This window comes from Sporosarcina sp. P3, from assembly GCF_002743415.1.
GTDB classification, from domain to species: Bacteria; Bacillota; Bacilli; order Bacillales_A; family Planococcaceae; genus Sporosarcina; species Sporosarcina ureae_A.
This window is the reverse complement of record NZ_PDZE01000001.1, coordinates 96054-111402: the sequence shown is the minus strand read 5'-3', so window position 1 is coordinate 111402 and position 15349 is coordinate 96054. Positions and strand designations below refer to the sequence as shown.

Here is a 15349-nt window from a genome sequence, read left to right as displayed (position 1 = left end):
TTATTCCAAGTACTTTACTACCTAGTTATTCTTGATTTGGATAGAGTTCATTTATAAAGCATGCAGATTGTTCTATTAAATTCTTTAATATCTCTATTTCAATATCCGCAAGTTTGTTGATGTATATACAGGATTTACCTGTAGTGTATTTCCCGAAACCTTTTAACAATTGTTCTCGCTGTTCATTACCCAGTGTTAAATATAAACTGATTTTCGCTTTTCGTGGGGAAAAACCAACGATTGGCGCATCTCCTTCATGACCAGACCTGTATTTGTAATGATATGTTCCAAACCCTATAATACTTGGCCCCCACATTTTTGCTTGATAACCCGTTGCTTCAGTAAAGATATCTACTAATTTATAAGCATCTTCACGTTTTTTAAGTTGATCGATGTTCTCAATAAATTCAATGACACTACTATCGGTTTCTTTAGTTTTTAATTCGTACATCACGTACACTCCATTCTACTAATTTGTGTTGTGGATTTATGCCAGGCCCCTAATAATCCCTAAACCTTCACGCGTCCGCTGCTTTTATACCTTTATCTCTTATCATATTTTATTAAAGATATCAGGAACAGTTAGAATTCTCAATCTATTTCGCCATCGAGTTTTCATGAAGATTATGCAAATATTATTATGAAGGACTTCATTTAATTATGGGCACTTTTTATCATTTTACTGTTATGCCTGAAATAGAGCTGATTAGAAATAAAAAAACAAAGAAGGATCACCTCATTTGTAAAGTGACCCTTCTTTATTTTTCTATCTAATCAACTGTCACACCATTTAATCCGTCATCATTGAAAAACGCCAACCAATAGATGTCGAGGTCAACTGCTCTTTGTTGCAACAGTGGGACTTTCAAGTGCTTTGAACCCCTATTATCAACCCAGAGATACTGCTCATCTTCCACTATTTTACTTCTATACACTTATGCCTATTATCTATTCCTTTTCATTACCTGGGAAATTTAGAAACCCAACGAGCCAAATATTCAGCTCGTTAGGTTTTCACTTTTATAGTCCAATCGAAAACAGAATGACTGCTACCGCTGCGCCTAGTATAGGCACGACAACAGACAATGCTCCAAATGCCGGATACGCATCTTTATGCGTTTCACCAGCAATAGATCGGATCGTTGTGACAACATATCCTCCTTGAGGAAGTGAATCCAACGAACCTGAAGATATGGCTACCGTTCGATGCAGTGCTTCTGGATCTACACCTAAGTCCAAATAATGTGGTGCTAATAGTGGCAATGCGATGGCTTGTCCACCTGAAGATGATCCAGTCAAACCAGCAATAACGGCTACTGCAAGCGCTCCACCGATCAGTGGACTTCCTGGAATATCTGTCATGACGCTTACCGCGGCATCAAAAGCCGGTGTCGCCTTTACTACTCCACCAAACCCAACGACCGCAGCTGTATTGGCAATCGCAATGACTGCGCCCATCGCACCTTCTCCTACTGCATGACCAAAGTTTTGAAAGTATTTTTTATTCAAAATAAACGTGGCCAATATACCACCGGTTAAAGAAATAATTAATGCAGAAGTTCCAAGATAGTTGTGTAGTAATAATGTGATGCCAAGAACTACTACTAATGGAATCATGCTCAGTATCGGATTTGGAAGAGATCTTTGCCTATCTACTTCCTTATCTGTATCCCTTGCAACAAACCTTTCCCCTTTAGCTACCGCTTTTGAAATCATCCGCTTCAGCCACCAATAACCGAACAAGAACATGAAGATGGCTACGAAAATACTGACTTCCCATCCTGCATACGGGCTCGTTCCAAGAAACTCAATCGGAATCCAGTTTTGGATTTCAGGAGATCCTGCAGACGTCATTGTAAATGTAGTAGAACCAAATGCGAGTGCAGCTGGAATGAACCTTCTCGGCAAATCAGCTTGTTTGAAAAGACTTAACGCCATCGGATAGACCGAGAACGCAACTACAAACAAACTTACTCCGCCATACGTTAACACTGCACACGCGATGACAACCGCCAAGGCTGCTCTTTTCATACCAATTTTACTGACAATCCATTGCGAAATACTATCCGCACCGCCACTGTCTTCCATCACCTTACCGAATATCGCTCCCGTTAAGAACATTAAATACCAAGAGGCAATAAATCCTGTAAATCCACCCATATAGTTAGTTAAGAAGTTCACTGCGCCCTCTTCTACTAACTGCGGGAAAAGCGGGATGCCATTCATAATCGCAATAAATAATGCGGTAATGGGCGCCGCAATGAGAAGGTTCATCCCCTTCATTGTCAAAAATATTAAGATCGCAAGTCCCCCAAAAAGGCCGATCATCCCTAACATAGTCATTCCTCCTAATTACCTTGCCGCCAAACTTGCTTTACTTTTTGCCATATCGATCTACTCGAAGTTGTGCTTGTCGAGCATGCCCTTCAAAGTTCTCTAGTAGACAAAGTCGCGCTGCGTACTCACCGATATATGCGGAGGCTTCAGGAGTAACTTTCTGATAAGTAACCGTTTTGATGAATTTACCGACCCATAATCCACCTGTGTAACGAGCTGCTCCCTTAGTTGGCAATGTATGGTTTGTACCAATTACTTTATCTCCGTAAGCAACATTCGTCTCTGGCCCCAAGAACAGGCAACCGTAGTTTGTCATGTGCTCGAGGAAGTAATCCGGATTCTCTGTTAAAATCTCCACGTGTTCGAATGCTAAACGGTCGGCTTCAATTCGTGCTTCTTCAATTGAATCCACGACTAAAATTTGACCATAATCTTCCCATGACACACTGGCTACATCCGCTGTTGGAAGTGTTTCCAACTGACGTGCGATTTCTTTAATGGTTTCGTGTGCTAGATCTTCAGAAGTCGTAATCAACGCTCCAGGAGACGTCGGTCCATGCTCTCCTTGACCAAGAAGATCAATTGCGATCATTTCCGCATCTGCTGTATGGTCCGCTACAACTAATGTCTCTGTCGGACCTGCAAATAAATCAATTCCTACACGGCCGTACAATTGACGCTTCGCTTCGGCAACAAATGCATTACCAGGTCCGACAATCATATCGACCGATTCAATGGTTTCTGTTCCGATAGCCATTGCCCCCATCGCCTGAATGCCGCCAAGTAAATAAATTTCATCTGCTCCCGCTAAATACATTGCTGCAATAGTCGCTTTCGGAATTTCACCCTTGATGGGTGGTGTGCAGGCAATAACCCGTTTTACTCCTGCAACCTTTGCAGTCAACACACTCATATGCGCAGATGCTACCATCGGATAGCGCCCACCTGGGATATAACAACCTACGCTGTTTACAGGGATATTTTTATGTCCAAGAACTACACCAGGAATATTCTCTACTTCTACATCGTGCAATGAAGCAAGCTGCGCTTCTGCAAACGCTTTAATATTCGTCTGTGCAAATTTAATGTCCTCGATGACACTATCCGGCACTTGCGCCACAATTTCTTTTATTTCTGCTTCACTAAGTCTAAAGGATTCTGGAGTCCATTTATCGAATTTCTCGGAAAGTTCACGGACTGCTTGATCTCCACGAGTTTCTATATCTTGTAATGCACCAGAAACAATTTCGGATACCTTCGTGTCGTTTGCTGCTACTTCTTCTTGTGATTTACCTGCTTTAATTACTTTTACCATCATTACGCCTCCTATTTTTAACCGCTTACATTCTGATTGATCTGCATACTCATTTCATGAATAGTTGGAATACCAGAGTAATTTTCACTTTGCATACGTATGCAACAGACTCTACGTGAAAATACTAGTCTAAATATTCATCAAAGTCAACAACTTTATGTTGTTTTTCTTTCTATCAATTTCCCGTCCACTTCAATGGTTTGAACAAATCCTGTATAAGATGTCATTTCTTCCATCAAATACGTTACTGTTGCCTCAATCATTTCTTCGATTGGTTGCTCCCATGTCGTCAAATCGTAAGCAGGCCAAGAAGCCATGCCGATGTTATCAAATCCAACAACCCTAGTATGTTCGGGTATGCGAATTTCATACTTACGGAGAGCATCTAATACTCCAAGTGCCATGATATCGTTCGCCACAAAAATTGCAGATGGTAATTGATTTTCTTCAAGTAATGCGATGGCTGTGTCGTACCCACCTTCATACGTATAGTTTGAATTGTACGTACGATACGTAATGTTTTGCTGGTCGAGTACTTCACAAAAACCTTTTTTACGTTCGATACTTGTAGAGGTATCTTCGTTCCCGGTGACCAATACTAATTCCGTAGATCCTGAAGATACTAAAAAGTGCGCAATAGAGCGTCCTGCTTCTAAATTATTGCAACTTACTGAATGAAACACGTCCGTATGAGGCTTTCTATTAAAGAAGACTAAAGGTATGTGATTCTTTTTGAACTCATTTCCAACTTTTTCAGAAATCGTAGCATCAGTCACAATTACGCCCGCCACATGATAATTCAGTAATGTTTCAACATCCTCGTCTTGTATCTCATCATTAGTAGTTGAAACAAATAAAATACTATACCCTTGCTGTTTGAAGATCGAACTAAATCGGTTCAATACGTGTGCGTAAAATGGATTCTGAACACTCTTCATTACAAGGCCAATAATTTTAGTTTGGTTTGTGATTAAACTTCTCGCGTATACATTGGGACGATAGCCGAGCTCTGCCGCTGCCTCAAGAACCCGTTTCCTTGTCTTATCGGAAACAGATGCACCCTCAAAATATACTCGTGAAACAGACGATTGTGAAACACCTGCCAACTTAGCGACATCCATCGCTGTTACGGTTTCCCTCATATTCATTCATTCCTTTACCATGATATTCAATTCTATGTATGCACTTCGCTAGTACTATTTTTGTCCAATCTAATGAATTATATAATATGGAATCAAACATTTAAAATGAAATCTACTAAGAAAGTAGTCAAGCATCACAAATCTTCCTGAATACAAAATCATGAGTACATCCAGAAATAAACAAAAAACTGCCAGGTACCAACACAGTCATCATGTGCTCGTACCTGGCAGCTTACAGTGTAATGAACGACTTTGTAATACACTTCAGCAAAAGGCTTTCCACTTGTTAACGTAACGCGCCTTCTGCTTCCGGGATATTATTTATATCAATCGCGTTCAATTTACAGAAATAGTCCATAAATTCTTCCGCTTCTTTGATCTGTTCTTCATCAGCCTTTAAAGCGATGATATCTTGTAAAATTTGAGCAGTCCAAATATTATCAAAGTAACGGAATGTACCCGAATTCCATGAAGTACGGTCTGGATAGTTTTTATTTTTATAGTAATTCCAGAAAAGCATTTTCTCAGCTTCTTCTTCTGTAAGTTGAATTCTGTATTTAGGGTGGGTAGGAACCAATCCATCCTCGCCAATGCTTCCAGTAAATGTATCATCAACCATAAAGAGACCTCGAATCGTTCTTTCGGTTTCTTTTTGATCAGGAGTTCTTACTGTTAAAACACCTGCACTGTTTGGACGCAAACGAGTTACTGGGTTAGGTAAACCTTTATTCTTCCCGCTTTGAATGCTTCCAGTCGATACTTCCCAATCAGTAAACACATCTGACTGTCTTTCCTGATCTAACCAGAAAACAATTTGTGAACTTTCGTGAATTTTATGGTTTTTTAATATTTCTCTACGTTGCTGTTCTAACACCTGGATAGCCTTTTCTTCTTTCCGCTTCTTTTCCAGAATTTTCTCTTCTGCTTTTCTTTCCACAAAAACCTTTTCTAAAGACTCTGCCATGCTCCGATTGTTTAACGTAATAAAGTTCTCAAATGCATCGGGATAGACAAACCTTTTAAGGTTTTTATTGAAATCAACCGTGATGAATGACTCCTCGTGTTCAACAATGTTACCTTCACCAAACACGTTATGAGTAATTTCTTCATTAATTAAGTTCACTAGAAAATCTCCTCCTATAAATTTTTTTAACTAAAGCCTAACAGTTAACTGATTAAAACAATGTGAGGTGCTACATTTTATTTCATTGAAATAAAACAATCCATTTTTAAAATTTAAAAAAGTGCGCCCTTCATTCCCGTCCGGAATAAGCTGCGCAGGATTGTTACTTGCCGTCCTGTTTACTTGTACTTATACAGTATAACACATAATCAGAAATTTCTCAAATTTATGGTTGACAATGAACATTTGTTTATCGTATAATATACGATTCTAATTTTACAAGACTGTGTATAGTACTAGTTTTATTCCTGGTGATTTCCATATGTAACTCTCATTCGCTGCATGCTGATGATGTTTTCCTATCGTCGATACAGCGACTGGATGGAGTTGTATATAATATATTTGAATGCTTCCCCATAATAGTCAATGCCTTTCTTAATTGTGTAGTTCTCGGAAAACACTCACGTTTAGTAACTTGGTTATGTCCATCTGTATTGCGTAAAACATGGAATAAACAGTTATTTCTTTCCAACGATCTATCCCTTCCTACTATATTATTCTCCATATATGCTATGTATTACGAGTGGATTTCTAGATTATCTACAAATCAAAAGGCACCGCTAGCTATTAGCGGTGCCTTTATCAACTAATTTTATTATTGTACGGTTTCTTCTACTGCTGATTGTTCTTTTACATAACGCAATACAGGCTTACGTGCTGCCTTTGTTTCATCTAAACGACCGATGACTGTTGTGTGTGGTGCTTCTTGAACAATTTCAGGATGATCCTCTACTTCTTTGGCAATTTGAATCATAGCTTCAATGAAGTTATCCAATGTTTCTTTTGATTCTGTTTCTGTCGGCTCGATCATCATAGCCTCCTCCACATTCAAAGGGAAATAGATTGTTGGTGGATGGTAGCCAAAGTCTAGCAAACGCTTCGCCATATCGAGTGTCCGTACGCCAAGTTTCTTCTGACGACGACCAGATAAAACAAACTCATGTTTACAATGCTGTGTATATGGCAAATCGAAGTATGGCGCTAGACGACGCATCATATAGTTCGCATTGAGTACTGCATATTCCGTCACAGCTTTTAAGCCGTCTGGACCCATTGAACGAATATACGTATAGGCACGTAGGTAAATACCAAAATTACCGTAGTACGGTTTTACACGACCAATGGATTGTGGTACGTCATAGTTCAATAGGTAACGATCATCTACTTTTTCAACAATAGGTTTCGGCATGAATGCAGCTAGTTCATCTGTTACGCCTACCGGACCGGAACCTGGTCCACCACCACCGTGAGGACCTGTGAACGTCTTATGCAAGTTCAAGTGAACCGCATCGAAGCCCATGTCGCCAGGACGTGCTTTTGACATAACTGCGTTCAGGTTTGCTCCGTCGTAATACAGCTTCCCGCCGACTCCGTGAACCGCTGCTGCCATTTCTAAAATATCTTCTTCGAAAAGTCCAAGCGTATTCGGATTCGTCAACATTAAAGCAGCTGTATCAGGCCCTACTTTTGATTTCAAATCTTCCAGATCTACCAAGCCTTTTTCATTTGACTTAACTGTTACTGTATCAAAACCAGCAACCGTTGCAGAAGCCGGGTTTGTTCCGTGAGCGGAGTCGGGAACCAGCACTTTCGTACGCTGTGTATCACCGTTCGCTTCGTGAAAGGCACGGATCATCATCAAAGCTGTCCATTCACCATGCGCCCCTGCTGCCGGTTGCAATGTGACTTGTGGCATACCCGTGATCTCAGCCAAATGCTCTTGCAGATCGTATACTACTTCAAGTGCACCTTGTATAGTAGATTCGTCTTGTAGTGGGTGAACACGTGAAAATCCTGGGAAACGGGCAACCGCTTCGTTAATTTTTGGGTTGTATTTCATTGTGCAAGAGCCTAATGGATAGAACCCTGTATCGACACCATGGTTACGATTGGACAATGCAGTATAGTGACGCATAATGTCCAACTCCGATACTTCTGGCAGTTCCGCCTCTTCCGTACGAATTACGCCTTGAGACAAAATGGACGTAACATCTACTTCGGGTACATCTAATTCAGGTAAGCTATAACCGATTCGTCCAGGTTTGGAAAGTTCAAAAATGAGTGATTGGTTGTCTTTATGCATGGATAGCCTCCAATTCTTGCACGTATGCATCGATTTCTTCTTTCGTACGTTGTTCTGTAACAGCGATCAGTGCGTGATTCGCCAGATCTTCATCTACTAAACTTAGATCATATCCACCAATAATTCCTCGTTCAAGCAAGCGTTTATTGACATCTTGAATAGGTGATTTACAATCTACTACGAGTTCATTGAAATGTGCAGGTCCGAACTTCACTTCGAAGCCAGCTTTTTCAAATGCTTGTTTCGCATAAGCTGTTTTGGCGATATTCTGATAGGCGATTTCTTTAATTCCTTCTTTTCCAAGAGCTGTCATCGCAACGGATGCTGCAAGAGCGTTCAGCGCTTGATTTGAACAGATATTAGATGTTGCCTTGTCACGACGAATATGTTGCTCGCGCGCTTGCAATGTCAGTACATATCCTCTACGTCCTTCATCATCATTCGTTTCACCAACGAGACGGCCAGGAACTTTACGCATCAATTTCTTCGATACGGCAAAATATCCACAGTGTGGTCCGCCAAATGATTCTGCGATTCCGAATGGCTGTGCATCACCAACTGTAATATCCGCCCCAAGCGCCCCAGGTGGTGTCAGTAGTCCTAGTGCAAGTGGATTCGCTGAAACGATCGATAATGCACCATTTTCATGTGCGATATCACTAATCGCTTGAAGATCTTCCACTTGCCCGTAGAAGTTAGGATATTGTACGAGCACCGCTGCAGTCTCGTCATCCATCATTTCTTTCAGCTTATCAAGGTCCGTTACACCGTTTTTATGTGGGATTGTCACCATTTCAACGTATTGCCCGTCAGCATATGACTTCACTACTGCACGCGATTCGTTGTGAACAGTGGAAGATACCAATAACTTCTTGCGACGTGTGTGACCTGCGGCAAGGGTTCCGGCTTCAGCAAGTGATGTCCCCCCGTCATACATAGAAGAGTTCGCTAGTTCCATACCTGTCAATTCACAGATCATCGTCTGGAACTCAAAAATTGCTTGTAATTCTCCTTGTGAAATTTCGGGCTGGTATGGCGTGTACGCTGTATAGAATTCAGAACGTGAGATAACATGGTCTACAATGACCGGGCGATAATGATCATAGACTCCCGCGCCTAAGAATGAAGCATAATCTTGAGCGTTGACGTTTTTCGCAGCCATACGTCCAAGTTCTTTTAAAAGTGACGTTTCAGATTTCGCAGGTTTGATCTTATATTCACCTTTGAATCGTACTTTTTCCGGAATGTCCGAAAATAGTTCTTCAATGGAAGCAATTCCGATTGTGTCAAGCATATCTTTCTGGTCTTGCTCCGTCATAGGTAGATAACGATGCTTCATAATAATTTTACCCCTTTTCACTTATGATCTTTTATAGAAAGGTGTTGCAATGACTTTTGCCTTAAGACGTTTCGTACGGATTTCCACTTCAACTTCTGTGCCGAGCTCTGCGAACTCTGTAGATAGAAGCGCAAAACCGATATTCTTCTTTAACGTTGGTGACTGTGTACCCGTTGTGACTTCACCGATCTCTTTGTCACCATTAAATACTTTATAACCAGTACGTGGAATTCCTTTATCGATCATCTCAAGTCCGACAAGCTTACGTTCCACGCCTTGTTCCTTTTGTTTCACAAGAATATCTTTACCAACGAAATCTTCTTTATTCACTTTTACGACGAAGCCAAGTCCTGCTTCTAATGGAGAAATGTCCTCTCTCAGTTCTTGACCGTAAAGTGGTAGTCCCGCTTCAAAGCGCAATGTGTCACGCGCACCAAGCCCTGCAGGTACAACGCCCTCTTCTTTACCTTCTTGCAAAATCTTTGCCCACAAGTTCTGGATCGCTTCCGGTGTACCGTAGATTTCAAATCCATCTTCTCCTGTATAACCAGTACGTGAAACGAGTACATCTTCTCCGGCTACTTGAACATGTTCTTTAAAACGGAAAAACTTGATCTCTTCGAGTGGCCCATCGGTCAGTTTCTGTAATACCGACTCCGCCACCGGGCCTTGCAGTGCAAGTAACGCGTAGTTGGAAGATTGGTTATCGATGACGACATGGTCGAGTTTTTGCTCATTCATCCAAGCTACATCTTTTTCGATATTCGATGCATTGACGACTAATAAATAGCGCTCTTCTTCCAATTTATAAATTAAGAAGTCATCGATTGTTCCACCTTGCTCGTTACACATCACTGTATACTGCGCTTGGCCGATCTTCAGTTTGGAAACATCATTCGTCACAAGCTTCTGCAAATAGTCGAGTGCCCCGCTACCACTAACAAACACTTCTCCCATATGCGAGACATCAAACAAACCAGCTTTTGTACGAACGGCTTCGTGTTCTGCTTTAATACTAGAGAACTGCACAGGTAATTCCCAGCCGCCAAAGTCGATCGTCTTACCCCCGTACTCTTTATAACTTTCAAATAGCGGTGTACGTAATAATTGGTTCGTCAAACTGTTTCCTCCTTTTTGTCCTGATCAAGGAATGATCAGTATGTAATTCATCAAAAAAAGGACAGGAGTCTCCTATAAAAGAGAACCCCTGTCCTTTTGCCGAAAACTTTACAGTTTCCATACTTCCTTCGGCCGCTGATGACTCAGCACTGTCCAGAGATGCGTCATGTATGCGTTTTGTTACCTGAGAGATTCATAACTTTCGTTACTTGCTCCTTCGGCGGCGCCTAATGCGCGCTCTCCCCATACAATCATTCGCATGATTCAATTAATTTTTTCTTCACTGATATCTTAACATTTTACATAAGTAAGCGCAATCTATTTATTAAAAGTAGATAAAAGCGAATGATAATTTAACTACAAACTATATCATTCGCTTTTGTAATGAGTTATTGATATCTTTCGATTTGAAAGATAATATATTCCGCAATATCTGTTAAAGACTTGCCCGTTGTCTCCACTGTGAAATGAGCAGAATGTAAATACTTCGGCTTGCGTTTTTTATAAAGAGCTTCTAATTCTTGCCGCGAAGATTGCTGTACAATTGGACGATTGATATCAGTCGAGATTCTTCGCCAAATATCACGGAATGATGCATTGAGGAAAAATACGATGCCTGTTTCGCGCATCAGTTGAATATTTTCTTCTTTTACTGCAACGCCTCCACCAGTCGCTACAATACAATATTCTTCAGGGAATTTTTCAAGGAATTCTGTCTCTAACTGTCGAAAATATAACTCACCGTACTGATCAAATATTTCAGGAATCGTCATCTGCATTTGTTCTGAAATTTCATGATCCATGTCAAAGAACGGAATACCTGTCAACGTATGCAGCCGTTTACCGATTGCGCTTTTTCCACATCCCATAAATCCCACTAAATAAATCCTTTTCATTTTCATCCATCCCGTTTCATTAATTCAACTGCTTTATGCTCATAATAGGTTTCGAGCCAGTCGTATATTCTGTAGATACTATCATGCCATGAAACGAGGGAGAAAAGAAAGAGACTTACGCAAAATAATAAAACAATCGCGAAAATAAATGATCCTCCCATCTCATTCTTGGTATAAACCAATAGCAAACGTCCTTTCTTTTCGCATCCCATCCTGCATTTCGACAGTAAGCTTCAATTCGCTATCTTTCACAGTAAATGTACTGGAATTTACATTCATTAATAAAGGGACATGACCTGTTCCATCGACCACTTTACGAAGCATTTTATTGTATTGCTGAATAGTTATGATTCCTCTTTCCGTATGAAACGTGATGCGCGTAGGTTTCACTTCCTCCACTACACTTACTTCTTCCAATAACTCTTGTAATTCCAAAGAAAATAACTCCCATTCACCTAATAGGTCCCCTTGATAGACTTTTTCTGTGGGTGCTTGCCAGTAAAAAAATAGTACCGCAAATTGAATCAACATCATGAATATAAGTAAATGAACAATACTCTCAACTAATGAATATCCTTTTTCATTCGTTTTCTTCATAGATTCACACATTTATTATGTTCAATTTGTTGTATTTCATATGCAACGCAAATCTGTTGATCACTAACTTTCCAATGATAGTGCACATCCTCATGAGATCTGTATCCCGTTGTTTGTCCCGACGATTTATACAAAATAGCCGCTTGATAGGTAGTTTGAGCTGCGATCATCGCTTGCTTTTTCGCCATGACGGATGATGTAACGGTAGTAGCCAATGGCAAAAGAGATGAGAAAATCACCATGATGATGACCAGGGACAACATAGCTTCTGGCCACGATTGCCCTTTTTCATTCATTGATGATTATCCTTCCTCTTTCAAATTGGAATGAAATTGATATAATCCCTTTGCTTTGTGTAGAAAAAAACATCTTGCCTGTAGTAGTCAAATAACCTGTTTCAGCAAAATCTAATCTTTGAAGTGTAGATTGTTTCGTCCGGCGCATCCCTTCAGGAAATTCCCCGTGCAATACTTCAAACATATCATTTAAAATCGCTTTGTAAATTCTTCCATCTTCTTCAAATCTCAAAGTGACTCTTTGCTGATTTGTGATCGCATATAATTGCGTTTCATGAACCTTTGTCATGAATTGTTTCAACGCATCTTCTTCACTTATTCTTTGCAGGCGTTGATCACTAAATGGAAGAATAACGGCTGTTAAAATCATCGTAATAGACAGAACAAGCAAAAGTTCCAAGAAAGTAAACCCTTGCTGATCTTTGACAGTTTTCTTATCCACCACCATTTGACGCCGTCACTTTACCGTCTCCTGCAATTGAAATCGCGTTACCGTTCGGACATGCTGGATTTTCTGGTAAATACCCATCTGTTGTTAACGCTGTAATCGACGGAATTGTTTTTTTATCCATTTTATATGCTTGCACTTGGCCTTCTACCATTTTGACATATGCTTCACAGCCCTTTTCATCTATCGATTTAGAATGCTTTGTGACGTTCGGGATTGCGATTAAGATCAACACAGTAATGATCAATAGCACGATCATCATTTCAATTAACGTAAAACCTTTTTCATTCTTCAGCAATTCTTTTCCTCCTTTTAAATACTGTCGATCATTTTATAAACAGGCAATAAAATAGATAAGTAGGACAATAAAATACAAACTGCGAGAACGCCAAATAAGGCAGGCTGTAGGATCGATAACCATTGATTGATCTTTTCCTCCAACTGTTCATTCGTGTGTTCGCCATACAGCAAAAGTTCTTTCGGTAAGTAACCAGTATTTGCCCCGTGTTTTGCAAAATCTGCCAGACGTGATGATAAACCATCTGTTAAATGAATTGCTTCATGTAAAGATTCACCATACATAACATGCCCGCTTAATTCATTAGTGATTACCGATAATATAGGATCTTCCGTTTGCTCCGATAGGACAGCTAATGCGCTTTGCATGGAAAGACCTGACTGCAATAAACTTCCGAGCTCATTGGCAAAATCCCTAGTTTTCATTTCACTATAGAAAGTATTGATGCCGGGGACTTTTAGTACATAATGTAAAACTTCAAGAGAAGACAACCTTTTTAACCACATTCGGACTAATAGAAAACCAACAACAAATATAATGGATGCGGTAAGCAACAGATCCGGTATGGAAGAGACAAGCTTTGGTAAGAATTGAACAATCCCACTTTCGTTATTCGCCCGTATTACAGTTAATGCTTCGAAATTCGGTAAGAAAAATTGTCGAAATGCAATTAATAAAATTAGTAAAAAAGAAAACAAAACACTTGGATACGCCAATAGCTTTCGTATCTGTTTCTGCTTTTCCGTCTTCCGATTGACACGGTCCGCCACTTCTTTCAACGCGCGTATCAAGTTGCCGTCTACTTCTGCTATAATAATTGGCAACATCATACTTTTACGGAAACCTAAACTCTTTAAAATATGCGAAACACCATACCCCATTTTCAACTCATCTTCTACTTGCCGAAGTTTCTCTTCAAACTCTTTCGTATGATAAGGCAATATGAGAATCAGTCCTTCATGAAAGGTATATCCTTCTTGAAGCAGCGCTGAGAGTCTTACTAAAAACTCCGCTGGCTTTATCAATTTCTTATCGGAAGCAGATTGGAATAATTTAATCCGTATCATATAGCACCTTTTCATACAAAGCTTGCTGTGTTTCAATTTTCTTGTGAATAGGAGTCGAAAACCGCAGACCATTCACCATTGATTCCGTAGCTAATTGCAGATCTGACTCCTGCAATATTTCAAAAACCGCTGCCGTCTCTCCAGACTGTTGTGTTATCAATCGCTGAGCGGATATCGCGATAACGGTCTGTCTAAGCTCTTCTACATGAATGCCGAGGTCCAGTAAACGATATAAGCAACCTACAGGATCTTTTGCATGGATTGTGCTAAGAACTAAGTGTCCAGTCAACGCTGCTTCTACTGCAATTTTGGCTGTCTCTGCATCACGTATTTCTCCAATCATGATGACATCAGGAGAATGGCGTAAAATTGCTTTCAATCCTGCAGAGTACGTAATTCCAGAACGTTCATTCACTTGAATTTGTAATAAGTGACTATGATTATTTTCTACAGGATCTTCGAGCGAAATGACGTGACGCTTGAGTTTGGATACACAATGGGATGTCAAAGAATATAATGTAGTCGTTTTACCAGAACCCGTAGGTCCAGTGACAAGAAATAATCCTTGTTTGCAAGCAGCGGCTTCAGCCAATTGCTGCGTCCATTCAGGATCGAGACATAGTTGGTTGAGCGGCACAATTTTATCATGTTTCTGAATGCGGATCGCCACACTTTCCCTCAATTGAATAGATGGAATCGTCGAGACGCGAAAAGAGAAGTTGCAGTCGAAAAAGGACCGATGAAAGGAACCGCTTTGTGGACGACGTTGTTCACTAATATCCAAAGAAGATAAAAATTTATAAAATGAAATTAATCGACCACCTAATGTATGAGGATATTGACCGATTTTCGAAAAATGCGCGTCTTTGCGAATCGCCACGTCATATCCTTCTGACGTAGGCACAAAATGAATATCTGTCGCTTCAGACTTAATAGCTTTCTCAAGCAGTTGTACACAAGTTCTTTCTATAGGGTTCTTTTCAGTTTCCATAGTTCTCTCCTTTCTCCATTCGACAAAAGACCACTTTTTATCTTGAAAAAAGTATATACGGGAATTAAATTGTTTGAAAATGCATTACATTTGTGTGAATTCATTTTTCATAGTGGATATGGAATCATAATTCATTTCTTTACGGTAATTCGATAGCAAAATTCAATTTTCATATTATTTTTATCACAGGTTCTGTTATACTGTAATCAGCTACTATCTTAATCCGTTCGTACAAGTA

General features: G+C 40.1%; 15 protein-coding genes and 1 riboswitch. All 15 genes read right to left on the bottom strand.

What is annotated here, in order from left to right:
* Window positions 1-25 precede the first annotated feature (25 nt).
* Entirely contained in the window at window positions 26-451 is a 426-nt protein-coding gene (locus tag CSV61_RS00605; RefSeq protein ID WP_099637694.1) for a DUF1801 domain-containing protein, read from the bottom strand.
* Between the two features lie 569 nt (window positions 452-1020).
* Entirely contained in the window at window positions 1021-2337 is a 1317-nt protein-coding gene (locus tag CSV61_RS00600; protein WP_099637693.1) for a GntP family permease, read from the bottom strand.
* Window positions 2338-2374: 37 nt separating this feature from the next.
* Window positions 2375-3652: a histidinol dehydrogenase gene (hisD, locus tag CSV61_RS00595; protein WP_099637692.1), complete on the bottom strand. Its 1278-nt coding sequence runs from the start codon at window positions 3650-3652 to the stop codon at window positions 2375-2377.
* A 155-nt stretch (window positions 3653-3807) separates the two neighbouring features.
* Complete coding sequence (locus CSV61_RS00590; protein WP_158233741.1) at window positions 3808-4794, bottom strand: LacI family DNA-binding transcriptional regulator; 987 nt, start codon at window positions 4792-4794, stop codon at window positions 3808-3810.
* A 286-nt stretch (window positions 4795-5080) separates the two neighbouring features.
* Complete coding sequence (locus CSV61_RS00585; protein WP_099637690.1) at window positions 5081-5917, bottom strand: malate synthase; 837 nt, start codon at window positions 5915-5917, stop codon at window positions 5081-5083.
* 655 nt (window positions 5918-6572) lie between these two features.
* Window positions 6573-8060: an aminomethyl-transferring glycine dehydrogenase subunit GcvPB gene (gcvPB, locus tag CSV61_RS00580; RefSeq protein ID WP_099637689.1), complete on the bottom strand. Its 1488-nt coding sequence runs from the start codon at window positions 8058-8060 to the stop codon at window positions 6573-6575.
* Window positions 8053-9399, bottom strand: coding sequence for an aminomethyl-transferring glycine dehydrogenase subunit GcvPA (gene gcvPA, locus CSV61_RS00575; RefSeq protein ID WP_083030658.1), 1347 nt, complete (start codon window positions 9397-9399; stop codon window positions 8053-8055). The genes gcvPB and gcvPA overlap by 8 nt, the downstream gene beginning before the upstream one ends.
* Window positions 9400-9420: 21 nt before the next feature.
* Window positions 9421-10518 carry a glycine cleavage system aminomethyltransferase GcvT gene (gcvT, locus tag CSV61_RS00570; protein WP_099637688.1) on the bottom strand — a complete coding sequence of 366 codons (1098 nt, stop codon included), beginning with the start codon at window positions 10516-10518 and terminating at the stop codon, window positions 9421-9423.
* A 162-nt stretch (window positions 10519-10680) separates the two neighbouring features.
* A riboswitch (glycine riboswitch) is annotated at window positions 10681-10773 on the bottom strand.
* A 134-nt stretch (window positions 10774-10907) separates the two neighbouring features.
* Window positions 10908-11414: a shikimate kinase gene (locus CSV61_RS00565; RefSeq protein ID WP_099637687.1), complete on the bottom strand. Its 507-nt coding sequence runs from the start codon at window positions 11412-11414 to the stop codon at window positions 10908-10910.
* A 162-nt stretch (window positions 11415-11576) separates the two neighbouring features.
* Window positions 11577-12011 carry a competence type IV pilus minor pilin ComGF gene (gene comGF / locus CSV61_RS00560; protein WP_158233740.1) on the bottom strand — a complete coding sequence of 145 codons (435 nt, stop codon included), beginning with the start codon at window positions 12009-12011 and terminating at the stop codon, window positions 11577-11579.
* Window positions 12008-12307 carry a hypothetical protein gene (locus CSV61_RS16525; RefSeq protein ID WP_143561044.1) on the bottom strand — a complete coding sequence of 100 codons (300 nt, stop codon included), beginning with the start codon at window positions 12305-12307 and terminating at the stop codon, window positions 12008-12010. The genes comGF and CSV61_RS16525 overlap by 4 nt, the downstream gene beginning before the upstream one ends.
* Entirely contained in the window at window positions 12300-12749 is a 450-nt protein-coding gene (comGD, locus tag CSV61_RS00555) for a competence type IV pilus minor pilin ComGD (protein WP_158233739.1), read from the bottom strand. The genes CSV61_RS16525 and comGD overlap by 8 nt, the downstream gene beginning before the upstream one ends.
* Window positions 12742-13053, bottom strand: coding sequence for a competence type IV pilus major pilin ComGC (gene comGC / locus CSV61_RS00550; RefSeq protein ID WP_099637684.1), 312 nt, complete (start codon window positions 13051-13053; stop codon window positions 12742-12744). Before comGC ends, comGD begins: the two co-directional genes overlap by 8 nt.
* 14 nt (window positions 13054-13067) lie before the next feature.
* On the bottom strand, window positions 13068-14120 hold the full coding sequence (gene comGB, locus CSV61_RS00545) for a competence type IV pilus assembly protein ComGB (protein ID WP_158233738.1): 1053 nt from the start codon (window positions 14118-14120) through the stop codon (window positions 13068-13070).
* Complete coding sequence (comGA, locus tag CSV61_RS00540) at window positions 14107-15111, bottom strand: competence type IV pilus ATPase ComGA (RefSeq protein WP_099637682.1); 1005 nt, start codon at window positions 15109-15111, stop codon at window positions 14107-14109. The genes comGB and comGA overlap by 14 nt, the downstream gene beginning before the upstream one ends.
* Between the last annotated feature and the right edge of the window lie 238 nt (window positions 15112-15349).